Source organism: Pseudomonas sp. NPDC089547, assembly GCF_050280665.1.
Lineage (GTDB): Bacteria > Pseudomonadota > Gammaproteobacteria > Pseudomonadales > Pseudomonadaceae > Aquipseudomonas.
Genome location: NZ_JBNNVS010000026.1, coordinates 46248 through 70782 on the forward strand (window position 1 = coordinate 46248; position 24535 = coordinate 70782).

The 24535-nt window shown below is 63.9% G+C and carries 18 protein-coding genes; 9 read left to right on the forward strand and 9 right to left on the reverse strand.

Annotated elements, in window-relative coordinates:
- The first annotated feature begins 94 nt into the window (after positions 1-94).
- From glnE to ACQKPZ_RS18230, 8 genes are all read left to right on the forward strand, one after another.
- The gene (glnE, locus tag ACQKPZ_RS18195) at positions 95-3028 is read left to right on the forward strand and encodes a bifunctional [glutamate--ammonia ligase]-adenylyl-L-tyrosine phosphorylase/[glutamate--ammonia-ligase] adenylyltransferase (protein ID WP_427540717.1); all 2934 of its coding nucleotides are present in this window, start codon (positions 95-97) and stop codon (positions 3026-3028) included.
- Between the two features lie 223 nt (positions 3029-3251).
- Positions 3252-4301 (forward strand): lipopolysaccharide heptosyltransferase II, encoded by a 1050-nt coding sequence (gene waaF / locus ACQKPZ_RS18200; RefSeq protein WP_391136557.1) that lies wholly within the window; start codon positions 3252-3254, stop codon positions 4299-4301.
- Positions 4302-5360, forward strand: a complete 1059-nt coding sequence (waaC, locus tag ACQKPZ_RS18205; protein WP_427540720.1) for a lipopolysaccharide heptosyltransferase I — start codon at positions 4302-4304, stop codon at positions 5358-5360.
- Positions 5360-6484, forward strand: coding sequence for a glycosyltransferase family 4 protein (locus ACQKPZ_RS18210; protein WP_427540723.1), 1125 nt, complete (start codon positions 5360-5362; stop codon positions 6482-6484). The genes waaC and ACQKPZ_RS18210 overlap by 1 nt, the downstream gene beginning before the upstream one ends.
- Positions 6481-7287 (forward strand): lipopolysaccharide core heptose(I) kinase RfaP, encoded by an 807-nt coding sequence (gene rfaP / locus ACQKPZ_RS18215; protein ID WP_427540726.1) that lies wholly within the window; start codon positions 6481-6483, stop codon positions 7285-7287. Before ACQKPZ_RS18210 ends, rfaP begins: the two co-directional genes overlap by 4 nt.
- Complete coding sequence (locus ACQKPZ_RS18220; RefSeq protein WP_427540729.1) at positions 7287-8021, forward strand: lipopolysaccharide kinase InaA family protein; 735 nt, start codon at positions 7287-7289, stop codon at positions 8019-8021. Before rfaP ends, ACQKPZ_RS18220 begins: the two co-directional genes overlap by 1 nt.
- The gene (locus ACQKPZ_RS18225) at positions 8018-8770 is read left to right on the forward strand and encodes a lipopolysaccharide kinase InaA family protein (RefSeq protein ID WP_427540732.1); all 753 of its coding nucleotides are present in this window, start codon (positions 8018-8020) and stop codon (positions 8768-8770) included. The genes ACQKPZ_RS18220 and ACQKPZ_RS18225 overlap by 4 nt, the downstream gene beginning before the upstream one ends.
- A complete protein-coding gene (locus ACQKPZ_RS18230) occupies positions 8770-10212 on the forward strand; it encodes a lipopolysaccharide kinase InaA family protein (RefSeq protein ID WP_427540734.1) in 1443 nt (480 codons plus the stop codon). The genes ACQKPZ_RS18225 and ACQKPZ_RS18230 overlap by 1 nt, the downstream gene beginning before the upstream one ends.
- On the opposite strand, the gene ACQKPZ_RS18235 is transcribed toward ACQKPZ_RS18230, so the two are convergent.
- The 8 genes from ACQKPZ_RS18235 to ACQKPZ_RS18270 all read right to left on the reverse strand — a co-directional run bounded on the left by ACQKPZ_RS18235 (position 10173) and on the right by ACQKPZ_RS18270 (position 21378).
- The gene (locus ACQKPZ_RS18235) at positions 10173-12974 is read right to left on the reverse strand and encodes a dermonecrotic toxin domain-containing protein (protein ID WP_427540737.1); all 2802 of its coding nucleotides are present in this window, start codon (positions 12972-12974) and stop codon (positions 10173-10175) included. The genes ACQKPZ_RS18230 and ACQKPZ_RS18235 overlap by 40 nt on opposite strands.
- Before the next feature lie 69 nt (positions 12975-13043).
- Positions 13044-13217 (reverse strand): hypothetical protein, encoded by a 174-nt coding sequence (locus ACQKPZ_RS18240; RefSeq protein ID WP_391136581.1) that lies wholly within the window; start codon positions 13215-13217, stop codon positions 13044-13046.
- Positions 13214-14326, reverse strand: coding sequence for a PepSY-associated TM helix domain-containing protein (locus ACQKPZ_RS18245; RefSeq protein ID WP_427540740.1), 1113 nt, complete (start codon positions 14324-14326; stop codon positions 13214-13216). Before ACQKPZ_RS18245 ends, ACQKPZ_RS18240 begins: the two co-directional genes overlap by 4 nt.
- 142 nt (positions 14327-14468) lie before the next feature.
- Positions 14469-16910, reverse strand: coding sequence for a TonB-dependent siderophore receptor (locus tag ACQKPZ_RS18250; protein WP_427540743.1), 2442 nt, complete (start codon positions 16908-16910; stop codon positions 14469-14471).
- Between the two features lie 220 nt (positions 16911-17130).
- The gene (locus ACQKPZ_RS18255; RefSeq protein WP_427540746.1) at positions 17131-18087 is read right to left on the reverse strand and encodes a FecR domain-containing protein; all 957 of its coding nucleotides are present in this window, start codon (positions 18085-18087) and stop codon (positions 17131-17133) included.
- Positions 18084-18602 (reverse strand): RNA polymerase sigma factor, encoded by a 519-nt coding sequence (locus ACQKPZ_RS18260; protein ID WP_300026860.1) that lies wholly within the window; start codon positions 18600-18602, stop codon positions 18084-18086. Before ACQKPZ_RS18260 ends, ACQKPZ_RS18255 begins: the two co-directional genes overlap by 4 nt.
- Before the next feature lie 131 nt (positions 18603-18733).
- On the reverse strand, positions 18734-19444 hold the full coding sequence (locus tag ACQKPZ_RS18265; protein WP_427540749.1) for a 3'-5' exonuclease: 711 nt from the start codon (positions 19442-19444) through the stop codon (positions 18734-18736).
- On the reverse strand, positions 19441-21378 hold the full coding sequence (locus tag ACQKPZ_RS18270) for a DUF294 nucleotidyltransferase-like domain-containing protein (protein ID WP_427540752.1): 1938 nt from the start codon (positions 21376-21378) through the stop codon (positions 19441-19443). Before ACQKPZ_RS18270 ends, ACQKPZ_RS18265 begins: the two co-directional genes overlap by 4 nt.
- Positions 21379-21494: 116 nt before the next feature.
- Between ACQKPZ_RS18270 and ACQKPZ_RS18275 the strand changes: the two genes are divergently transcribed.
- A complete protein-coding gene (locus ACQKPZ_RS18275) occupies positions 21495-22034 on the forward strand; it encodes a response regulator (protein ID WP_427540755.1) in 540 nt (179 codons plus the stop codon).
- A gap of 145 nt (positions 22035-22179) precedes the next feature.
- Here ACQKPZ_RS18275 and ACQKPZ_RS18280 read toward each other — a convergent pair whose 3' ends face one another.
- The gene (locus ACQKPZ_RS18280; RefSeq protein ID WP_427540758.1) at positions 22180-24357 is read right to left on the reverse strand and encodes a malate synthase G; all 2178 of its coding nucleotides are present in this window, start codon (positions 24355-24357) and stop codon (positions 22180-22182) included.
- Positions 24358-24535 lie beyond the last annotated feature (178 nt).

Consider the following 24535-nt stretch of genomic DNA (forward strand, 5'->3'; position numbering starts at 1 on the left):
AGCTATTTCCAACTTTTGTACGACAGTCCAACCGTGGTCCGGTCTCCCCTTGGCCGCTTTTTCCCCTCTAATTCACGCCGATCAAGGATAGACCATGCGCCTGCCTTTGCCGCCCGACCTGCCCGCCATCCTCCAACCACTGGTCGCTCGTAACCAGCAATTCCTCAGTGATGCGGTAGTCGCCCATCCGGAACTCGACCTGGCTACATGGAGCCCGGCCCACCGGCAGCAGTTTGATCAGGTTGCCGCCGCCAGCGACTTTGTCCTTGGCCTGGCCCAGCGTGAGCCGGCGATGCTGTTCGACTTGCTGGCCAGTGGCGAGTTGGCGCGCCGTTACGCACCGGGTGAGTTGCGCGGGCAGATCGCCGCGGCTGCCAACGCGGCGCAAAGCGACGACGAGCTGGCGCGCAACCTGCGCCGTGAGCGCAATCGCCAGCAACTGCGCATCATCTGGCGCGACATCACCCGCCAGGCCGAGCTGGGTGAAACCTGCCGCGACCTGTCCGACCTTGCCGATGCCGCCATCGACGAAGCCTACCAATGGCTGTACCCGCGCCATTGCCAGCAGTTCGGCACGCCCATCGGCAACCGCAGCGGCCAGCCACAGCACATGGTGGTGCTGGGCATGGGCAAGCTGGGGGCGGTGGAGCTGAACCTGTCGTCGGACATCGACCTGATCTTCGGCTTCCCTGAGGGTGGCGAAACCGAAGGGGTGAAGCGCTCGCTGGAAAACCAGGAGTTCTTCACCCGCTTGGGCCAGCGGTTGATCAAGGCGCTGGACCCGGTCACCGTCGACGGTTTCGTGTTCCGTGTCGACATGCGCCTGCGCCCCTATGGTTCGGCCGGGGCGCTGGTGCTCAGCTTCAATGCCCTGGAACAGTACTACCAGGACCAGGGCCGCGACTGGGAACGCTATGCCATGATCAAGGCGCGGGTGGTGGCCGGTGACCAGGCTGCCGGTGCGCAGTTGCAGGAAATGTTGCGCCCGTTCGTGTACCGCCGTTACCTTGACTTTTCCGCCATCGAAGCGCTGCGCACCATGAAGCAGCTGATCCAGCAAGAGGTACGGCGCAAGGGGATGGCCGACAACATCAAGCTGGGCGCCGGTGGCATCCGTGAGGTGGAGTTCATTGCCCAGGCCTTCCAGCTGATCCACGGCGGGCGTGACCTCAGCTTGCAGCAGCGGCCGCTGCTAAAGGTACTGGCCACCCTGGAGGGCCAGGGTTATCTGCCGCCAGTGGTGGTGGCCGAGCTGCGCGAGGGTTATGAATTCCTGCGTTATACCGAGCACGCCATCCAGGCCATTGCCGACCGCCAGACGCAGATGTTGCCCGATGATGAGACTGACAAGGCGCGGGTGGCGTACATCCTTGGCTTTGCCGACTGGCAAAGCTTCCACGACCAGCTGACGTACTGGCGTGGCCGTATCGACTGGCACTTCCGCCAGGTGATCGCCGACCCGGATGATGAAGACGGTGAAGGCGAACTGGTGGTAGGTGGCGAATGGTCGCCGCTGTGGGAGCAGGCGCAGGACGAGGAAGCCGCTGGCCGGCAGCTGCAAGAGGCCGGGTTCAAGCAACCTGTGGAAGCCTTGCGGCGCCTGGCCGGGCTGCGCTCCAGCCCGCAACTGCGTTCGATGCAGCGTATTGGCCGCGAGCGGCTTGATGCCTTCATTCCACGCTTGCTGGCCCAAGCGGTGGAGCACGACAACCCTGACCTGGTGCTGGAACGTGTGCTGCCGCTGGTCGAAGCCGTGGCGCGGCGTTCGGCTTATCTGGTGCTGCTCACCGAAAACCCGGGTGCCCTGCGTCGCCTGCTGACCTTGTGCGCTGCCAGCCCATGGATTGCCGAGCAGATCGCCCTTTACCCGTTGCTGCTCGATGAGCTGCTTAACGAAGGCCGCTTGTTCAGCCCACCCCTGGCCCCAGAGCTGGCCAGCGAGCTGCGCGAACGCCTGACGCGCATCCCTGAAGACGACCTGGAGCAGCAGATGGAAGCGCTGCGCCACTTCAAACTGGCGCATAGCCTGCGTGTGGCTGCTTCGGAAATCAGCGGCAACTTGCCGTTGATGAAAGTCAGCGACTACCTGACCTGGCTGGCCGAAGCCATTCTTGACCAAGTGCTGGCCCTGGCCTGGCGCCAGACTGTGGCCCGCCACGGCCAGCCCAAGCGCAGTGACGGCAGTCTGTGCGACCCGGGCTTCATCATTATTGGTTACGGCAAGGTCGGCGGGCTGGAGCTGGGGCATGGCTCGGACCTGGACCTGGTGTTCATTCACGACGGCGACCCGCAAGAGGAAACCGACGGCGCCAAGCCCATCGACAGCGCGCAGTTCTTCACCCGCCTAGGCCAGCGCATCATTCACCTGCTGACCACCCAGACCAACTCGGGCCAGCTGTATGACGTGGATATGCGCCTGCGCCCGTCCGGTGCTTCCGGCCTGCTGGTGAGCTCGCTGGGCGCCTTCGAGCGCTACCAGCAGAACGAAGCCTGGACCTGGGAGCACCAGGCCCTGGTGCGGGCCCGCGTGCTGGTGGGTTGCAAGCAGGTAGGTTCGGCGTTCGAAGGCGTGCGCGCCAAGGTGCTGGGGCAAGCCCGCGATCTGGAAAAACTGCGCACCGAAGTGAGTGAAATGCGCGCCAAGATGCGCGAAAACCTCGGTACCAAGGCCACGGCTGCCGGTACGGCGGCCAACGCCTTCGAGGCCGGTGTACCCTTCGATATCAAGCAGGATGCCGGCGGTATCGTCGATATCGAATTTATGGTGCAATACGCCGCTTTGGCCTGGTCCCACGACCACCCGGCCATACTCCGATGGACCGATAACATCCGCATTCTGGAAGAGCTGGAGCAGGCAGGTTTGATGCCGGCCAGTGACGCGGTGCTGTTGCGTGAAGTGTACAAAGCGTTCCGTTCGGCCTCGCACCGCCAGGCCTTGCAGAAGCAGGCCGGGGTGATCGACGCGGCGCAGTTTGCCGATGAACGCCGTGAAGTGCGGCGGATCTGGGGTGAATTGGGTTTGACTTGAGAATGTTGGGGCCGCTTTGCGGCCCATCGCGACACAAGGCCGCTCCTACAGGGATCGCATTCCCTTGTAGGAGCGGCCTTGTGTCGCGATGGGCTGCAAAGCAGCCCCAAAGGTCCATGTCCCACCACCGGTGGTACACTGTCCGCCACATAGCCTGAATATAAAGAGGGGAGGCCAGGCTGTACCGCAGTCTGTAGCCTCCCCGAGCGTTTCTGGACTAAGCATGAGAATACTGATCATTGGCCCCAGCTGGGTCGGCGACATGGTGATGGCGCAGACCCTGTTCCAGTGCCTGAAACAGCAGCACCCCGACTGCGTGATCGACGTGCTGGCCCCCGAGTGGAGCCGGCCGATCCTGGAGCGCATGCCCGAGGTTCGCCAGGCCTTGAGCTTCCCGCTCGGCCATGGCGCACTGGAGCTGGCCACGCGCCGTCGCATCGGCAAGTCCCTGGCCGGCCAGTACGACCAGGCCATCCTGCTGCCCAACTCGCTGAAATCGGCATTGGTACCGTTCTTCGCCGGTATCCCTAAACGCACCGGCTGGCGCGGCGAAATGCGCTTCGGCCTGCTGAACGATGTGCGCAAGCTGGACAAGGCCCGTTACCCGCTGATGATCGAGCGCTTCATGGCCCTGGCCTACGCGCCCGGCGCCGAGCTGCCGCAGCCGTACCCGCGCCCCAGCCTGCAGATCGAAGCACAAAGCCGCGAAGCGGCACTGGCCAAGTTCGGCCTGGAGCTGGACCGCCCGGTGCTGGCGCTGTGCCCAGGTGCCGAGTTCGGCGAGGCCAAGCGCTGGCCTTCCGAGCATTACGCTGCCGTGGCCGACGCGATGATCCGCCAGGGTTGGCAGGTGTGGCTGTTCGGCTCGAAGAACGATCACCCGGTGGGTGAGCAGATCCGCGACCGGCTGATCCCGGGCTTGCGTGAAGAATCGTCCAACCTGGCCGGTGAAACCTCGCTGGCCGAGGCCATCGACCTGATGTCCTGCGCCCACGCCGTGGTGTCCAACGACTCCGGCCTGATGCATGTGGCTGCCGCGCTGAACCGCCCGCTGGTGGCGGTATACGGCTCGACCTCGCCCGGCTTTACCCCGCCGCTGGCCGAGCAGGTGGAAGTAGTGCGCACCGGTATCGAGTGCAGCCCGTGCTTCGACCGTACTTGCCGTTTCGGCCACTACAACTGCCTGCGCCTGCTGGAGCCGGGCAAAGTAATCGCCGCCCTGCACAGTCTGAGCGGGCCGGACCTGATCGATACCGTGGCCGAGGTCGACTAAGTGCGGGTACTGATCATCAAGACCTCGTCGCTGGGTGATGTGATCCACACCCTGCCGGCGCTTACCGATGCCGCCCATGCCATCCCGGGCATCCGTTTTGACTGGGTGGTGGAAGAAGGCTTCGCCGAAATCCCCAGCTGGCATCCGGCGGTAGACAAGGTTATCCCGGTGGCCATCCGGCGCTGGCGCAAGAACCTTTGGCAAACCGTCAAGAGTGGCGAGTGGAAGGCGTTCAAGCAGCGTATGCGCGAGCATACGTACGACCTGGTGATCGACGCCCAGGGCTTGGTCAAGTCGGCCTGGCTGACCCGCTATGTGAAGGCCCCGGTCGCCGGCCTGGACCGCTACTCGGCGCGCGAGGGCCTGGCCAGCCGCTTCTATGACCGGCGCCTGTCGGTTGCCACGGGCCAGCATGCGGTGGAGCGCGTACGCCAATTGTTCGCCATGGCCCTGGCCTACGACCTGCCGGAAGGTATCGGCAACTACGGCCTGGACCTCGACCGGCTGCAACTGCCGCCAGCCGCCCCTTACGTGGTATTCCTGCACGGTACCACCTGGGCGACCAAGCACTGGCCCGAAGCCTACTGGCGTGAGCTGGCCGAACGCATGGGCCGGCGCAAGCTGGAAGTGCGCCTGCCATGGGGCAACCCGGCCGAGAAGGCACGGGCCGAGCGTATCGCACAGGGCTTGAACAACTGCCAGGTGCTCCCCAAATTGAACCTTGCCGGCGTAGCGCGTGTATTGGCGGCGGCAAAAGCCTGCGTGGCGGTCGATACCGGCCTTGGCCACCTGGCGGCGGCACTCGATGTGCCGACCATTTCGCTGTTTGGCCCGACCAACCCGGGCCTGACTGGCGCCTACGGACGGACCCAGATCCACCAGGCCAGTGACTGGCCTTGCGCTCCCTGCCTGCAGAAGAAGTGCACCTACAAACCGAGCGCCGATGACCTGCGCCGGTTCGATCCGAAACGCGAGTGGCCACTGTGCTTCACTCGCCTGAATCCCGAGCATGTGGCGAGCCGCTTGAGCGCGTTGCTGCTGGCTGAGGATGTCCGTTGATGCAACTGGCTTTCGTGCTTTACAAATATTTCCCCTTCGGCGGCCTGCAGCGCGATTTCATGCGCATTGCCCTGGAATGCCAGAAGCGGGGCCATCAGATCCGTGTGTACACGTTGATCTGGGAAGGTGACATTCCACCGGGCTTTGAAGTACTGGTGGCGCCGGTGAAGGCGATCTTCAATCACCGTCGCAACGAGAAACTCAGCGCGTGGATGGCCGCTGACCTGGCCAAGCGCCCGGTCGACCGCCTGATCGGTTTCAACAAGATGCCGGGGCTGGACGTGTACTACGCCGCCGACGGCTGCTTCGAGGACAAGGCGCAGACCCTGCGTGGAGGCCTGTACCGCCGCTGGGGCCGCTACCGGCACTTTGCCGAGTACGAGCGTGCGGTGTTCGCCAAGGACGCCCACACTGAAGTGCTGATGATTTCCGAAGTGCAGCAGCCGCTGTTCATCAAGCATTACGGCACGCCGGTGGAACGCTTCCACCTGCTGCCGCCCGGCATCTCCCAGGACCGCCGTGCGCCGGCCAATGCCGCCGAAATCCGCGCTGAGTTCCGCAAGGAATTCAACCTGGGCGATGACGACCTGCTGCTGGTGCAGATTGGCTCGGGCTTCAAGACCAAGGGTGTGGACCGCAGCCTCAAGGCGCTGGCCGCGCTGCCTTCGGCCTTGCGCAAGCGCACGAAACTGATGGTGATCGGCCAGGACGACCCCAAGGTGTTCCAGCTGCAGAGCGCCACCCTGGGCCTGGGCGACCAGGTGCAGTTCCTCAAGGGCCGCAGCGACATTCCGCGCTTCCTGCTGGGTGCCGACCTGCTGATTCACCCGGCGTACAACGAGAACACCGGTACGGTGCTGCTCGAAGCGCTGGTGGCCGGCCTGCCGGTGCTGGTGTCGAAGGTGTGCGGCTACGCCCACTACATTGCCGAGGCTGACAGCGGCCTGGTGCTCGATGAGCCATTCGAGCAGGACCAGCTCAATGGCTACCTGCAACGCATGCTCGAAGACCCGCAGGCCCGTGCCAACTGGTCGCGCAACGGCCTGGCGTTCGCTGAAACCGCCGATCTGTACAGCATGCCGCAGCATGCTGCCGACGTGATCCTGGGGCAGAAAACCGCATGAAGCTGATACTGGCCGAACCCTTCAAACGCCTGTGGGCCGGGCGTGATGCCTTCGACGCCGTAGAGGCGCTGCAAGGCGAGGTCTATCGCGAGCTGGAAGGGCGCCGCACGCTGCGCACCGAGGTGGCTGGCGAGGGCTTTTTCGTCAAGATCCACCGCGGCATCGGCTGGGGCGAGATCTTCAAGAACCTGTTCACCGCCAAGTTGCCGGTGCTCGGTGCCGGCCAGGAATGGCGCGCCATCCAGCGCCTGCACGAGGTGGGTGTGCCGACCATGACCGCAGTCGCCTATGGCGAGCGTGGCAGCAACCCGGCCGCACAGCACTCGTTCATCATCACCGAAGAGCTGGCGCCGACCATCAGCCTGGAAGACTTCAGCATCGACTGGCTCAAGCAGCCGCCCGAGCCGCGCCTGAAGCGTGCGCTGATCGCCGAAGTGGCGAAGATGACCGGCGGCATGCATCGCGCCGGGGTCAACCACCGCGACTGCTACATTTGCCACTTCCTGCTGCACACCGACCGCCCGGTGACGGCGGATGACTTCAAACTGTCGGTTATCGACCTGCACCGCGCGCAAACCCGAGCGACAATCAGCCGCCGCTGGCGCGACAAGGACCTGGCCGCGCTGTACTTCTCGGCGCTGGACATTGGCCTTACCCAGCGCGACAAGCTGCGTTTCTTGCGGGGTTACTTCCAGCGCCCGCTGCGGCAAATCCTCAAGGACGAAGCCGCACTGCTCGCCTGGCTGGAGCGCAAGGCGCAAAAACTCTTCGACCGCAAGCAACGCTATGGGGATGCTCTCTGATGGCGGGTTGGACACTGGCGCCAGGCTATGAACACCTGGCGGCGGACTTCGGCAGCCTCGATGCGGTGTTCGCCCTGCAAGGCGAACGCCTGACCCGCGACCCGCTCAGCGAGGTAGTGCGCATCGAGCGCGACGGGGTCAATTATTACGTCAAGCGCTACACCGGTGCCGGCAAGCACATGCGTCGCTACCTGGGCCGGCCACGCATCAAGGCCGAGTGGCAAAACCTCAAGCAGTTCGCCAAGTGGGGCATTCCCACTGCCGAAGTGGTGGCCTGGGGCCTGGAGCGCAACGGCCTGGCCTTTGGCCGGGGCGCGATGATCACCCGCGAGCTGCCGCACACCGAAGACCTGTCGGCGCTGGCAGAGCGCAACGACCCACGCCTGGCCGACCGTGTTTGGGTCGATCACCTCAGCCGCCAGTTGGCGCGGCATACCCGGGTGATGCACGAGCACCGTTTTGCCCATAACGACCTGAAGTGGCGCAACCTGCTGGTTGACGACCAGGGCACGCTATTCTTCATCGACTGCCCTACCGGGGACTTCTGGCGCGGCTTCATGTGGCGGCACCGGATGATCAAGGACCTGGCGTGCCTGGACAAAGTGGCCAAATACCACCTGTCGGCCACCCAGCGCCTGCGCTTCTATCTGCAATACCGTGGCCGCGACCGGCTGAATGAGCGTGATAAAAAGCGCATTCGCCAGGTGCTGGGCTTTTTCGAGGGAAGGGAATGACCGATTACCTGGCCAGCGCGGACCTCGCGCTGCTCAAACGCCATGGCCTGGACGACTTCGAGGCGCTGTGGGCGCTGCAACTGGAAGCCGTGGATGAACCCAACACCGGCCGTGGCGGCTGGAGCAGCGTGTATCGCCTGGAGCTCGAAGGCAAGGGCTACTACCTCAAGCGCCAGAGCGACTACCTGACCCGCACCCTGCACCGGCCGTTTGGCGAGCCCACCTTCGCCCGTGAATTTCGCAACATCAGCCGCTACCAGAAGCTGCACATTCCTGCCTTGCAGGCCGTGTTCTACGGCGAGCGCAAGCAAGGCGGCAAGCACCGTGCGATTCTGATGACCCGCGCCCTGGACGAATGGGCCGACCTCGACAGCCTGCTGGCCCAGTGGCCGCAGCTGGGCGATGCCGAACGCAATGGCATCGTGCAGGCCTGCGGCCAACTGGCGCGCACCCTGCACAGCGCCGGCCAGGTGCACGGCTGCTTCTACCCCAAGCACATCTTCCTGCGCCAGCGGCGTGAGGGCTGGGACGCGCAACTGATCGACCTGGAAAAAACCCGGCCTCTGCTGTTTGGCATGCGTGACCGCCTGAAGGACCTGGAACCACTGCTGCGCCGCGCCCAGGCCTGGAGCCAGGCCGATGTGCGCACCCTGCTGGGGACCTACCTGGCGCAGCCCGCCGACAGCTCGTTGGTCGACACCTGGCTGCAACGCCTGACGCAACGCCGTCGTGAAAAAGAGGCCCGCTGATGCGTTTGTCTGAATTGAAGGATGCCGGGCGCAGCCCGTCGTTGCCCCTGAGCATCACACTGGCCGATGCCGCTGGCAGTGCCGAGCTGCAACTGCTCAGCTTGCTGCGCGTGCTGCCGGGCCAGCGCTATGTCGGCGCTGGTGTCTGGCGGGGTACTCCGGTGCTGGCCAAGCTGCTGGTGGGCGGTAGCGCTGCCCGGCATTTCCAGCGTGAGCTGCAAGGCGTGAAGCTGCTGGCCGAGCAAGGGCTGACCACACCGAAGCTGTTGGCTGATGGCTTGAAGGAAGGCGAGGGCGGCTGGCTACTGTTCGAGTTTCTCGACGGCGCACAAAGCTTGGGCGATGCCTGGGCGGCCGTAGAAAACCTGCCAGTCCTGGCCGATGAGCAACATCTGGTGCTGGGCGAAGCGCTCACCGCTGTCGCGCAGATGCACGCCCAAGGTTTGTGGCAGGAAGACCTGCACCTGGACAACCTGTTGCGTCATGGCGGCAAGCTGTACCTGATCGATGGCGCCGGCATCAAGGCCGAAACGCCTGGCCAGCAGCTGTCGCGCCCACGCGTGCTGGAAAACCTCGGCGTGTTCTTCGCTCAGTTGCCCAAGCGCCTGGAGCCGTTCATCGAAGAGCTGCTGGTGCATTACCTGCTGGCCAATGCCGAACATGCGCTACCGCTGGAAGCCTTGCAGAAGCAGGTGGACAAGGTGCGCGGCTGGCGGCAGAAGGATTACCTGGAAAAGGCCGGCCGTGAGTGCAGCCTGTTCAGCGTACAGCGCACCCTGTCGGGCTTGCAGGCGATTCGCCGCAGCGAGGCCCAGGCCATGCAGCCTGTGCTGGCGCAGGCGGATGCGTTGATCGACAAGGGCCACCTGTACAAGACCGGTGGTGCCGCCAGCGTGGCGCGCATCGAGGTGGACGGGCGCAAGCTGGTACTCAAGCGCTACAACATCAAGAACACCGCGCACTGGTTCAAGCGCTTCTGGCGCCCGAGCCGTGCCTGGCATTCGTGGATCGAAGGCCACCGCCTGGAATTTCTCGACATTGCCACGCCCAGGCCGTTGGCGGTGCTTGAGCAGCGTGTGATGGGCCTGCGCAGCCGTGCCTACCTGGTCACCGAATATGTCGATGGCCCGGACCTGACGGCCTGCTTCGCGCCCTACGTGGAGAACGGCGAGGCGCCGGAGGAGCAGGTGGATGCGCTGGTGCATGTGATGCAGCAGCTGATTCGTGAACGCATCAGCCATGGCGACTTCAAGGGCCACAACTTGTTCTGGGACAACGGCCAGTGGTCGCTGATCGACCTGGATGCCATGTGCCAGCACGCCACTCAGCTCAGCTTTGCCCCGGCTTATGCCCGTGACCGGGCGCGCCTGTTGCGCAACTGGCCGAGTACCAGTGCCTTGCATCAACGGCTGGACCGGTTGCTGCCAAAACTCACCGAGTAAGTTGCAGGCAGGGGTAGCCATTCGCTGCTGCGCCCTGCCTGGCGCACGCGAATGCGCCATTGCTCGTCCTGCCAGCGCAGCACGGCCCAAGGCACGACACCGGCTTGCGCTGCCTCGGGTATGTGCAAGTGATAGTGCTCGGGCAAGAGGTGCCGGCGCAACGGCAGTTGCCCGCCCTGGGTGTGCAGGTAAAGCTGGTCATGCGCCAGGAACAGCCCTTCGGCCTGGCCGGTCGAGGTGCCTGTCAGCGGTTCCGGCAGGCGGCAATCGTCGAACAGTTGCTGCAACTGTGGCAGGCCGTCGTACCACAGCAGGGGTGAGTCGATCACCCAGCCGCCGTTGGCAAGGCGCTTGATTGGTTGGGCGAGGTAAGCATCGGGTCGGCCTGGGTCGATAGCCCGCCAGCGGCTGCCATCGAACGACACCTTGAAATAGCGCCCTTGGGCATCCTGCACGAAGTATTCGGACAACCCTTCGAAGGCCGATGCTTTTTCATACACTTGCTCGCCGTACAGCCCTTCAATGCGATAACGCAGGTTGCGGGCTTCGGGGGTGACGCTGAAACGCAACGGCAGTGGCAGTGGCGGTTGCTTGGGCAGGCCCCGCATGACGCGGCGCATGAGCCCGGTGCTGGCGAGGCTGGTACCAGCGTCGGTGACATGGCTGAGGGCATTGTAGGCGTGGGTGAGCACCCCATTGAGGTCCTCCTGGCGATAGGCATCCACACCGTTCCAGACTTCCAGCGCCATGCGCCCTAATGACAGCGGGATCATGACCTTGAGCGGCAGGGAGATGCTGATCAGGTCCAGCAGGCTCCAGCTTAATTTCAGCGCCTGCTCGGCATCGGTTTCAGCGGTGCTGTGGCTGCCAGCATCGGCTGCTGCCAGCATGTTACGGACTTCAGCCATATAGCAGGCCTGGAACAGGTCGCCATCGATGGCGGGTGTTTGCAGTGCTTTGCCCAGGCGGCCGCGGAGCAGCAGCTGCTCGACCCAGGATGGCGGCAGTAGCTCCAGGCGCTGCGTGATATAGGTGCGCAGCGCCGGTTTCTGGCGCAGCAACTTCAGCAGGTCACGTGTACCCGAGAACGAGCGCCAGGCGCGCCGGTCGGGTGCGTCTGGCGTATACAACACGAACGAGGTGACGCTGGGTGAGTCGCTGGCAAGCAGCAGCACCCCGCGCACCGAGTGTTGATTGACCAGCAACTGGCGCACGACCACGGCATGCCCGTCCACGCGCGGGCGCAGGGTATTGCGCGGTTGTGCCAGCACCTGTTGCACCCAGCGGTAATCCCGCTCTGCCCAAGCCGGGGACAGGTGCCCGGCGTAACGTGCCTTGGCTGCTTCAGCGTGCATGCGCGCACGGTTGACCTTGATGTGGGCGTGCAGGCGCCATGCGCCGTCTGGGGAGTCGATCAGCTGTGTGCGCAGGTAACGGGTGTAGCCGTCCCCCACATTCAGCTTCCTCACCAGCGCTTTGATGTAAGTGGGGCTCAGCCCGGCTGGCAGGGTTGTGCCATCGCGGGCGATCACCCGGGCTGTCAACCAGTAGTCGTAGTCGAACCACGCCAGGTTGCGTACCGCCAACTGATCCAGCGGGTAACTCACCCGAACGGCCTCCACCATTTCATCGTTGACCTTTTCAAATCCGCGCCAGGTGACGTAGCTCGATGGCTGCAACGGGTAGATCCACGGCCCGGTCTGGCGTGTGTGAATGACATTGACCAGGATGTCGGCAGGCGCCAGGTTCAACCCCAGGTCGTGGCGAAGGCTTGATTGCACGCGCTCCCTGGCCCAGTCCAGCAGCGTGTTGCGTTGCTGGAACTGGCGGAGCGTGAGAATGCCGGGGGCAGCTACGCTTTGGCCGACAGCGACCAGTTCCTGCATGCCTTGCATGATGTGCGCGAGCGCCGAAGGGCTTGCTGCGCGTAGCCAGGCAGGCAGGTTTTTCTCAAGCAACAATGCATAACGGGTGTCGAGCAGCGCCTTGCTGCCTGAGGCCACGGCAAGCGCCATGGCGTTGCGCAATGCCTCGGTGGCGTCTGGCTTGTCAGGCTGCAGCGTCGCCCAGGCAAGGTTCAGGCGCAGGCGCTGTGCCTCAAGCAGGGCGTCGACCTGCGCCGGCAAAGGGTCATCGGCATACCACTGGTAGCGCAGGCGGTCGGCTTGCCGGGCGTTTTCGATCTGTGCTTCGTCCACCAGCAATTGCAGCAACGGTGTGCTCTGGAGTGGATCGTCAAGACGTTCGCACAGTTCCTGGTGCAACGCGCCCAGCGAGGGGTAGGCCTCGATACCCTGGCAAAGCCCGCAAAGCAGCACAGGGCCGGTTGCCTGGTCGGGCTGCAGGTTCTGCCCTTCTTCCTGGCCGGTAGCGATCACGAACATGCCGGGCAGCGCCGCTCGCCATGCCGGGCTGCTGCGCGAGAGCACCGGTCGGTAGACCTGGGCGCGTTGCGGCAACGGTTGGCGGCTGCGTTGCCAGGCATGGGGCAGGTCCAGAAGGGTGCCGATGAGCGTGGCCAGGCCCGGGTCCAGGGTCTGGTCGGCCAGGCGCAGGGCCACCTCGGCGTGCATCATCGCGCGGCGGATGTCGGCCAGCCGGGTGCTTCGCGAACGGCCCTGCGGGTCGGTGGCAGCCCAAAAGTCGGCAAGGTCGCCATGCAGTTGCTGGCGCGAATGCGGCGCCAGGCCGGGGGACGGCATGGCCTCAAGCAGGGCCAGCACTTGAAGGTTCAGAAAATCGATACGTTGCAGGGGTAACATGCGCCGCTCCTGGCTTCAGAGAGCGGCCATGGTGAATGGGCGCGCAGAGGCAGGGCGGTAGCGGCTACTTCACCGCCACAGGCCGCGCAGGCCCAGCCAGGCCGGTATGCCCAGGCCAAGCCAGGCGAGTGCGTCCCAGGCGCCGTCGCCGAGCAGGGCAGCGAACAGCCCCAGCGCGCCCAGCACGGCGATGGCTGCCGGCCAGGCAAAAACCTTGGCGGTGGATTGCGAACGGTGGCTCATGCCTTGGCCTCGCGGGGGCGGCGATGCTTGCCCAGCCAGAGGTACACGCCACTGCCGAGCACGATGATGGTCAGCACGTCGAGTACCGCCCACAGGATCTGCATGGGCCGCCCACCGTAATCGCCGAAATGCAGCGGTTGGGAAAGGCCCATGGCATCCATGTACCAGGGGCGTTCACCGACCGCTGTCACTTCAAGGGTGCGGGCATCGATCAGCACCGGCGTGAACAGGTGCGAACTCAGGTGCGTGGCGCCGTTCATGAACACCGCATAGTGGTGCTCGCTGGAAAAGCGCGTGCCGGGGAAGGCAATGAAGTCCGGGCGCATGCCGGGGGCGGCCTGTTCGGCAATTTCCAGCAGGCGGGTAGCGGGTGCGCGCTCGGTGAGCGGTGGGGCGTCGCGGTAAGGTGCCACCATGGCGGCCAGGCTGTCATTACGCCAGGCGGCGATCACCAGGTCGGACAGGGCGCTGATCACCCCGGTCACGCCAACGGTCAGTGCCCAGGCAAGGGTGACCACGCCGATCAGGTTGTGCAGGTCGAGCCAGCGCAGGCGGCGGGATTTGTCTTGGCGTACGGTGCCGAAGTCCAGGCGCCGCATGAACGGTGCGTACAGCACAGTACCGGAGATGATCGCGACGATGAACAGCACGCCCATGAAGGCCAGCAGCAGTTTGCCGGGCAGGCCGGCGAACATGTCCACGTGCAGGCGCAGCATGATCATCATGAAGCCGCCGTTGGCAGCCGGCATGGCCACGGCTTCGCCGGTGCGGGCGTCGAGCATGAAGGTGTGCGAAAGGTTGGGGTCGGTGCCAGCGGTGGCAGCGGTAATGGCTACCACGCCATTGGGTTCGTTTTCGTCGTAGCCGAAGTACTGCATGACCTCGCCGGGGCGGTGCTGCTCGGCTTTGAGCACCAGCTGCTGCAGGTCGAGGTGCGGGGTATCTGCCGGCATTGCGCGCAGTTCGGGGGCGTCGCCGAGCAGGTGTTCGAGTTCGTGGTGGAAGATCAGCGGCAGGCCGGTAACTGCCAGCAACAACAGGAACAGGGTGCAGACCAGGCTGCTCCAGGTGTGGACCACCGACCAGCGGCGGATGGTTGTGCTTTTCATCACGGTACCGATTTTTGCCTGACGAAAGTCAGGGGCTGCTGCGCAGCCCTTTCGCGACACGAGGCCGCTCCTACAGGGGAGCGCGTACTCCTGTAGGAGCGGCCTTGTGTCGCGAAAGGGCCGCAAAGCGGCCCCGGCTCACTCAGAACTTATAGTTGGCGCTGGCCACTACGCTGCGTTCGTCGCCGTAGTAGCAGTAGAACGAATCGCAGGTCGAAATGTAGTCCTTGTTGAACAGGTTGGTGGCATTGACCGCAACCGAGGCCCCTTTCAGGCTGGTGCTCAAACGGCCAAGGTCATAGTGCACGGAGGCATCAAACACGGTGTAGGCATTGGCTTTGCCCAGGTAGGTGTTGGCCTGGTCGCCGTAGGTGTTGCCGGTGTAGCGGGCGCCGGCGCCGACGCCGAAGCCATCGAGCACACCGCTGTGCCAGGTGTAGTCGGCCCAGAGGGAAGCTTGCTGGTTAGGCATGAGCTGCAGGCGATTGCCCTTGTACAGGCCGTCCTGGACTTCAGATTTGGCCAGGGTGTAAGCCGCAGTCACTTTCAGGTTCTCGGTGACATCGGAAACAGCTTCAAGCTCCAGGCCACGGACTTTCACTTCGCCGGTCTGGCTGGTGACGGTGACATTGCCGACGTTGTTGGTGACCGAGACGTTTTTCTGGGTCAGGTCATAGACCGCTGCCGACAGCAAGGTGTTGGAGCCTGGTGGCTGGTACTTGATACCCAGTTCCCATTGCTTGCCTTCGGTAGGTTTGAACGAGTCCTCGGCACTAACACTGGCATTGCTGCTTGGCTGGAACGATTCGGCGTAAGACAGGTACGGTACAAAGCCCGAGTCAAAGACATAGCTGATTGCAGCGTTGCCGCTGAATTTCTTGTCGCGTTGAGTATTGGTGGCGTCGCCCTGGTTGAAGAACTTGGTGCCGGTGTGCACCCAGTCCTCACGCCCACCCAGCGTCAGGCGCCACTTGTCGAGGGCCATCTGGTCTTGTACGTAAATGCCTGTCTGGCGGGTTTTCTGGTCGTAGTCGTAGAATGCTGTGGAGCGGTCAGGGCGAGTGATCGGCAAACCGTAAACCGGGTTGTTGACGTTCACGCCTGGCGCGCTGCCGAAGATGGCCAGGTAGTTGGTATTGCTACGCTGGTGGTCGAGGCCGATCAGCAGGGTGTGGTTGACAGCGCCGGTAGCGAAGTCGCCCTGGAAGTTGTTGTCGACCGCGAACTGGCTGATGTCTTCGTCAACATTGGTGGTGCCACGCCCGGTGTTGCCCTCGTCGTCCACGACAAAGCCGAAATCTGCGAAGGCAGGGATGTAGCTGTTGACGGTGATTGCCTGGAACGCCAGGTCCGATTTGGTATAGCGCAGGTTCTGACGGAACTGCCAGACATCGTTGAAGCGGTGCTCAAAGGCATAGCCGAGCGCGTAATAGGTGCGGTCGTAGAACTCGTAGTTCGGATCACCCAGGTTCTTGTGGTGGGAGATCTTGCCGAATGGCATGTCGATCTTGGTGCCCTGGATCGAGTGGAACTGGCTGGTGATGCCGGTATCGTCGCGGGTGAACTGGGTGAGCAAGGTCAGGGTAGTATCGGTGTCGATGTTCCAGGTCAGGCTCGGGGCGATGTTGTAGCGCTTGTTATCGACGTGGTCGATCTGCGTGCCGCTGTCACGGATCACACCGCTGACGCCATACAGGAAGCGGCCTTCGTCGTCGATTTTGCCGGTGCTGGCGAAGTTGATCTGGCGATGGTTGTCGCTGCCGTATTGCACTTCGATTTCATGGGCGCTTTCAGCCTGCGGGCGGCGGCTGACCATGTCCAGCAGGCCACCGGGCGGGGTCTGGCCATAAGTGGAGGATGCCGGGCCGCGCAGCAGTGCAAGGCGGTCGAGGTTCCAGGTTTCGGCTTTCGGGTTGGCATAGACGCCGCGAGGCAGTGGCAAGCCATCGAGGAACTGGGTTGGCTCAAAACCGCGCACGCGCATCCAGTCATAGCGGGTATCGCTGCCGAAGCTGGCGGAGACGATGCCTGGCATGTAGCGCACGGCATCATCCAGGCTGTGCACGCCGCGGTCACTCATTTGCTGGCGGGTGGCAACGGAGATGGAGCGCGGTACTTCGACCAAGGCGGTGTCGGTCTTGGTCCCCACAGCGGTGCGCTTGGCCAGGTAGCCTTCGACCGGGCCCCAGGCGCTTTCGCCAGCGCTGGTTGCATTGACCGTGGTTTCCGGCAACGCCAGGGCGCCATCCGGCACCGCTACCAGGCTGTAGCTGCCAACACTGCTCTGTTGCAGCTGCAGGCCGGTGCCGCGCAGGGCCGCTTGCAGGGCGCCGAGGCCGTTGTACTGGCCGCTTACCGGGGCCGAAGTGCGGCCGCTGACCAGGGCCGGGTCGATGGCCAGGGCGATGCCGGCCTGGCTGGCGATCTGGTTGAGCGTGGTAGCCAGAGGAGCGCTCGGCAGGTCGTAGGCGCGCGGTGTGGATTGTTCGGCGGCGAACAGGACAGGGCTGGCCAATGGGGCGGCCAGGCCGATGGCCAGGGCCAACAGGCTGGGGCGCAGGATACGATCAACAGCACGGGACATGCGGCGACTCCTCGATAGATAAGTGTTTATTGATTCCTTGCCGAACGAGATTTCAGAAGTGACAGGGCGAATCTGAAAAAAAGTGAGAATTATTTGAGCGGTGTTTTTGCCTGTACCGGCCTCTTCGCGGGTGAACCCGCTCCCACAGGTATCACACAGGTTCCAAGGACTACGCAGTCCTTGTGGGAGCGGGTTTACCCGCGAAGAGGCCGGTACAGGTTTACTTGGGAACGACGTTGACCCACCACTGGGTATGCCGCTCGATCTTCACCGGCAATGCCGGCACCAGCGATTCAAGCGCAAGGTTGATGTCGGTCAGCGGGAAGCTGCCGGTCACCCGCAGGTCGGCGACTTTGGCATCGACCCCGAGGTAGCCGCTGCGGTACTGGCCCAACGTGGCCAGCAGGTCGCCAAGGCGCACGTTGTCCACCACCAGCATGCCGCGGGTCCAGGCATCGGCACCGGCTGGCACCGTGCCGACCTGGCCGAGGCCGTTGGCGTTCATCAGCACCTGCTGGCCTTCGCGCAGCACTTGTTCGTCGCCGCTGTTGTATGGCATGGCAGCCACCGAGGCTTGCAGTACTTCCAGGCGCGTGCCGTGTTCTTCACGTCGTACCAGGAAGCGGGTGCCTAAAGGCCGCAGGCGGCCATCGTCGGTACGCACCAGCAGCGGACGCGGGTCCTGGTGGCCGGTTTCCACCGAGATTTCGCCCTGGTGCAGCACAATGACCCGCTGCTCGCCCTCGTAGTCGATATCCACGGCGGTGTGGGTGTTCAGGCTCAGCAGTGTGCCGTCTTCCAGGCGCAGGGTGCGCAGCTCGCCGGTAGCGGTGCGCTGGTCGGCCAGCCAGTAGCTGGGCGCCAATGACGGTGCGCCGACCCAGGCCAGCAGCGAGCCGAGCAGGAACATGCCGGCCAGCCCGCTGCCGGCCTTGCCGATGCGTCGGCGCAGGCTGACGCGTGATTGCAGCAGGGCCTGGCGTGCCGGGCCGGTGGCTGCGCTGACGCGCTGGTCCATGGCGCCGAGCTGGCGCCAGGCGCGCGCGTGTTCCTCGCTGGCGGCATGCCAGCGCAAGAATTCACCGCCTTCGTCGGGCGTGCCGCTGGCGTCGTCGAGGCTGAGTTTCCAGGCGATGGCGGCTTCCAGCACCTGCGACGAAACCGGTGCGTTGCTCACGTCGGTTCCCCGTACAGCGCCACATAGCACTGGCGCATGCCCTGGGCGAGGTACTGGCGCACCCGCGATACCGAAACCCCCAGGCGCTCGGCGATTTCGGCATGGCCCATGCCGTCCAGGCGGTTGTGCAGGAACGCCGCGCGGGCTTTGCTCGACAGCTTGCCGAGCAGGCGGTCGATGGCTTTGAGGTCTTCGAGAATCAGGTACTGCACTTCCGGCGAGGGCTGTTCGGCCTCCGGGATCAATGCCAGCTCGGCCAGGTAAGCCTGCTCCAGTGCGGCGCGGCGGAAGTGGTCGAACATCAGGCCCTTGGCCACGGCAGCGAGAAAGGCGCGGGGTTCGCGGGGTGTGTCCAGTTGCTCACGGCCGAGCAGGCGCACGAAGGTGTCCTGGCTCAGGTCTTCGGCACGTTGGCGGCAGGCCATGCTGCGCTGCAGCCAGGCGAGCAGCCAGCTGCGGTGGTCGCGGTACAGCGCACCGACCAGATCGGCGTGTGGGCTCTGTGCTGAAGACAAGCAGCGTCCCCCCGGAACGTATGCATTAACTAACGATAATTATTCGCGATTGTTGCAGAGGGGAGGGGGTGGGTGCAATGGACGCTTATCGGATTGCCATCATGGAAGAGGCCTGCAAGGCCAATGCAAACCTACAGCCCGTGATTGTGCAGCTTGCGCCGCCGCCACCCACGCAGCCGCTGCTCCAACTGCAACGGGCTGTCCAGTTGCTGGCGCCGGGCCTGGCTGAACAGGATCAACGCCAATTCGGCGGTCACTTGGGCATCGGCGCTGGCATGGTGGCGTTCTTCCACCTGCAAGCCAAAGCGCGCCACCCAGTCATCCAGCCCGGCTTCACGCAGTACGGTATCGGGGTTGAGCAATGGCGCCAACTCGGCAACGTCGAGGAAAACAGACTGCAAGCGATGGCCAAGGCTCTCTTTCAATGCCCGGGCCAGCATGCGCTGGTCGAACGGCGCGTGAAACGCCAGTACCGGGCTATCACCGATGAAATCGAGCAAATCCAGCAGTGCCTGGGCCGGATCGCAGCCAGCCGCGAGAGCGCCAGGCCCCAGGCCGTGGATCAGCACGCTGGCGTTGGTCTTCTGCAAGGGCCGGTGCAGGGTGCGCTCGAACTGCTGGGCAAAGTCGATGGCGCCATCTTCGATGGCCACAGCCCCGATTGACAGCACCTGGTCACGGTTGGGGTTGAGCCCGCTGGTTTCGAGGTCCAGCACCACCCAGCGCTGCTCCCGCAAGCTGCACACACCCAGCGCTGCGGGCTTGGGCAGCCGGGCCAGGCGCTGGCGTGTGGTGTGGTCCAGTTCGGGCGCGTTGGGGCGCAGCCAGGCAAACAGGCTCATAGCTGGTACCGCAGGGCCAGGCTGCTTTGCAGGCGCTGGGCCTGGCGCAGGGACTCGCGCAGGATGCGCCGGTCCAGGTGGTTGAGGCTGTCCGGGTCGAGCCGGTTGGAGTACGGCAGGTTGACGCGGGCCTGGCGCTGGTGCTGTTGCATGCGGGCTTGCTGGATGAAGTGGTAGGCCTCTTCATAGGCCGCGCCATCCAGCGCTTCGATCACGCCCTTGGCCACCAGCAGGCGCAGCCGCTCCAGGGTATTGCAGGCGCCGATGCCATTAGCCAGGGCCAGCAGCCGGGCGCCGTCGACGAAGGGTGTAAGGCCCTGGACCTTGAGGTCGAGGGTGGCAGCCTTGTCGTTGCCTTGTCGGGTCAGCACGAACTCGCGCAGGCGGCCCACGGGTGGGCGCTGGCGCAAGGCATTGTCGGCCAGCATGCGCTGGAATATGCGGTTGTCTGCCACTTGCTCGAGCAAGCCCTGGCGCAGTTGCTCGCAACCTTGTTCGTCGCCCCATACCACGCGCAGGTCGAAGTAGATGCTCGACCCCAGCAGGTTCTCCGGGCTGGCTTCGCGGACAAAACCGGCAAACCGCTGCGCCCACTCACTGCGCGACAGGCACAACTGCGGGTTGCCGGCCATGACGTTGCCTTTGCACAGGGTGAACCCGCACTGGGCCAGGCACTGATTGATGTACTGCGCCAGCGGTAGCAGGCGGGCGCGGAGGGTTTCAGCTTCGGTACTGTTCGCGGCTTCGAAGAGGATGCCGTTGTCCTGGTCAGTGTGCAGGGTCTGCTCGCGGCGCCCTTCGCTGCCAAAGCATAGCCAGCTGAACGGCACGCCCGGGTCGCCGCGCTCGGCCAGCGCCAGCTCGATCACCCGGCACACTGTGTGGTCGTTGAGCAGGGTGATGATCTGGGTAATCTGCGTGGACGATGCACCATGGGCGAGCATGCGCTCGACCAGCTGGCTGATTTCTCCACGCAGCGAGACCAGGGTGTCCAGCCGTGGCGCGTGACGGATGGTACGCGCCAAGTGCACCAGGTCGACCCGCTGCAGCGAGAACAGGTCACGCTCCGAAACCACCCCGCACAGGCGGCGGTTCTCCACCAGGCACACGTGGGCGATATGCCGCTCGGTCATGGCCATGGCCGCGTCGAAAGCACTGGCCTGGGGGCTGAGGTAGAAGGGCTTGGCCGTCATGTGCCGCTCGATCGGCGAGCCCAGGTCGGCGTCGGTCGCGGCCACCACCTGGCGCAGGTCGCGCAGGGTAAAGATACCGATGGGGTAGCGCTGCGGGTCGACCACCACGATGCTGCCGACCTGCTGTTCGTGCATCAGCCGCACGGCTTCGCGCAGGGGGGTATCTGCATCGCACACCACAGGGTGACGCATGGCGAGCTCGCCCAGGGGGGTGTTGAGCGAATACTGGGTGCCCAGGGTCTCTACGGCGCGCTGGCGCACTTGCTGGTTGACCTGGTCGAGCAGGCTGCTGACCCCGCGCAAGGCAAAATCCCGAAACACATCAGACATCGAGAACACGCGGATGAACGCGGCCTTGTTCAGTTGCAGGCAGAAGGTGTCTTCGCCGGCCAGGTGCTCGGTGCGGGTTGCCCGCTCGCCCAGCAACGCAGCCAGCGGGAAACACTCGCCGCTGGTGATCTCGAAGGTGGTCTCCACGCCAGGCTTGACCAGGTGCTGGCGCTCGCCAACCACCCGGCCCTGCTTGACGATGTAGAAGTGCTCGACCGGCCCGTCGGCAGGTTTGACGATGCTTTCGCCGCTGGCATAAAAACGCAGCTGGCACTGTTCGACCAGGTAGGCCAGATGGCTGTGTTCCATCTGGTTGAACGGCGGAAAGCGCTGCAGGAACTGCAAGGTGCCCTGGATGTTCTGCAGCACTGCCGTCCTGCCCGCCTGGCTGTAGGCGTCCTTTTTGCTCATGAAACTGACCGTATCGCTATGCCGAACTATATATATCTATATATAGGTGCCGGCCTTGTTGTTCTCTGCCTCCATGGTCGGCTTGCGGCGGTGTGGTGCCCATTGGACGTAAGTCTATGAGCGCCCCTGTCAAAGACCCGACGAAAGGCGAACCGGGTTACGCAAGTAAAGTGGTCCTAATGCTGAAGCGGAATTTTTTTGACGAGATGGCCATGCCCGAGCAAACCGACATCCTGAGCGACGCCGAACGGGAGGCATTGGCCGTGGTGAGCGCGCCTGTGGCGCCCAAGCCGTTGGTCCTGATCGTTGATGACAATCCAGTGAACAGCGAGGCCCTTGGCTATTTCCTGAAAAGCAGGGGTATCGACAGCATGATCGCCGACGGTGCCCAAGAGGCATTATGGAAGTTGCATTGGGAGCCCAGGATCGCACTGATGATCACGGATCTGCGTATGGCGCCCTGGGACGGGATGGACTTGATCCGCCAGATACGTGAGTCGAAGTGGGCGGCGTTGTCGATCATCGTGGTGTCGGGCGACACCGATGTAAAAGAGGCGGTGGACGTGATGCACCTGGGGGTGGTGGATTTCCTGCTCAAGCCGGTAGACCTGGGCAAGTTGCTGGAGCTGGTGAAGAAAGAATTGAAGATCGAGTGAGGCTGAGAGGGGCTGCTTTGCAGCCCGATCGCGACACAAGGCCGCTCCTACAGGTGCAGCGCAAGATTTGATATTTGCGATATCCCTGTAGGAGCGGCCTTGTGTCGCGATCGGGCCGCAAAGCGGCCCCTTACGCAGGTGTAACTTACAACCCGTTACGCGCCTTGAACTCGCGGCGACGGCGGTGCAGCACCGGCTCGGTGTAACCGTTCGGCTGCTTGCCACCTTCCACCACCAGCTCGATAGCCGCCTGGAACGCGACGTTGTCGTCGAAGTTCGGCGCCATCGGGCGGTACAGGGCGTCGCTGGCGTTCTGCTGGTCAACCACCACGGCCATGCGCTTGAGGCTTTCCAGCACCTGCTCCTGGCTGACCACGCCATGACGCAGCCAGTTGGCCAGCAGCTGGGCCGAAATACGCAGGGTGGCACGGTCTTCCATCAGGCCGACGTTGTTGATGTCCGGCACCTTCGAGCAACCCACGCCCTGGTCGATCCAGCGAACCACGTAGCCAAGGATGCCCTGGGCGTTGTTATCCAGCTCGTTGCGGATCTCTTCAGCCGACCAGTTGGTGTCGGCAGCCAGCGGGATGGCCAGGATGTCGTCCACCGACGCCGGGGTACGCGAGGCCAGCTCACGCTGGCGGGCCTGTACGTCTACCTTGTGGTAGTGCAGGGCGTGCAGGGTGGCGGCAGTCGGCGACGGCACCCAGGCGGTGTTGGCACCGGCCAGCGGGTGGGCGATTTTCTGCTCGAGCATGGCGGCCATCAGGTCGGGCATGGCCCACATGCCTTTGCCGATTTGCGCACGGCCTTGCAGGCCGGTGGCCAGGCCAACGTCGACGTTGTTGTTCTCGTAGGCGCCGATCCACTTCTCGTTTTTCATGGCGCCCTTGCGCACCACGGCGCCGGCTTCCATCGAGGTGTGGATTTCATCGCCCGTGCGGTCGAGGAAGCCGGTGTTGATGAACACCACGCGCTCGGCGGCTGCCTTGATGCAGGACTTGAGGTTGACCGTGGTACGGCGCTCCTCGTCCATGATGCCGACCTTGACGGTGTTGCGCTTCATGCCCAGCAGGTCTTCGACCTGGCTGAAGATTTCGGCGGCGAATGCCACTTCTTCCGGGCCGTGCATCTTCGGCTTGACGATGTACACGCTGCCGCTGCGGGTGTTCTTGCGGCTGGTGTTGCCGTTGAGGTTGTGCAGGGCGATCAGGTTGGTGAACAGGCCGTCCTGAATGCCTTCGGGGATTTCGTTACCTTGGGCATCGAGGATCGCCGGGTTGGTCATCAAGTGGCCAACGTTACGCACGAACAGCAGCGAACGGCCATGCAGGGTCACGCTGCCACCGTTTGGCGCGGCGTACTCGCGGTCCGGGTTCATGGTGCGGGTGAAGGTTTTACCACCCTTGCTCACGGTTTCGGCCAGGTCGCCTTTCATCAGGCCCAGCCAGTTGCGGTAGACGATTACCTTGTCGTCGGCGTCGACGGCGGCAACCGAGTCTTCGCAGTCCATGATGGTGGTCAGTGCCGATTCCATCAGGATGTCTTTCACGCTGGCGGCGTCGGTGCTGCCAACCGGGGTGCTGGCATCGACCTGGATTTCGAAGTGCAGGCCGTTGTGTTTCAGCAGCACGGCAGTCGGTGCAGCGGCATCGCCGTGGAAGCCGACCAGTTGGGCATCGTCGCGCAGGCCGCTGTTGCTGCCGCCTTTGAGGGCAACAATCAACTTGCCGCCTTCGATGCGGTAGCCGGTGGAATCGACGTGCGAGCCGGCGGCCAGTGGCGCAGCTTCGTCGAGGAAGGCGCGGGCGAAGGCGATGACTTTGTCACCACGCACTTTGTTGTAACCCTGGCCTTTTTCGGCGCCGCCTTCATCGCTGATGGCATCGGTGCCGTACAGGGCGTCGTACAGCGAACCCCAGCGGGCGTTGGCGGCGTTCAGGGCAAAGCGGGCGTTCATCACTGGAACAACCAGCTGCGGGCCGGCCATGTGGGCGATTTCTTCGTCCACGTTCTGGGTGGTGGCCTGGAAATCGTCGGCTTGTGGCAGCAGGTAGCCGATTTCCTGGAGGAATGCTTTGTAGGCTACGGCATCGTGTGCCTGGCCTTTGCGTGCCTGGTGCCAGGCGTCGATCTTGGCTTGCAGCTCGTCGCGCTTGGCGAGCAGGGCTTTGTTCTTTGGAGCGAGGTCATTGATGATCTTCTCTGCACCCGCCCAGAACTGCTCGGCGACGATGCCGGTCCCGGGGATGGCTTCGTTGTTCACGAAGTCGTACAGGACCTTGGCGACCTGAAGGCCACCGACTTGAACGTATCCAGTCATTGCTTGCCTCACTCTGCTCAGCTATTTCGCTCTTCTGTATTAAGCCTGTAGCGCTTCTCTAAACACGTACCAGTGCTTGCCCCCGGGGTTGAGCCCGAGCGCGGCTGGGTGCAGCCTGCCAGACGGGCTGGCGGGCAGTGTGCGTATTTTCACAGGCGCCTTGGCAGACATCCAAACG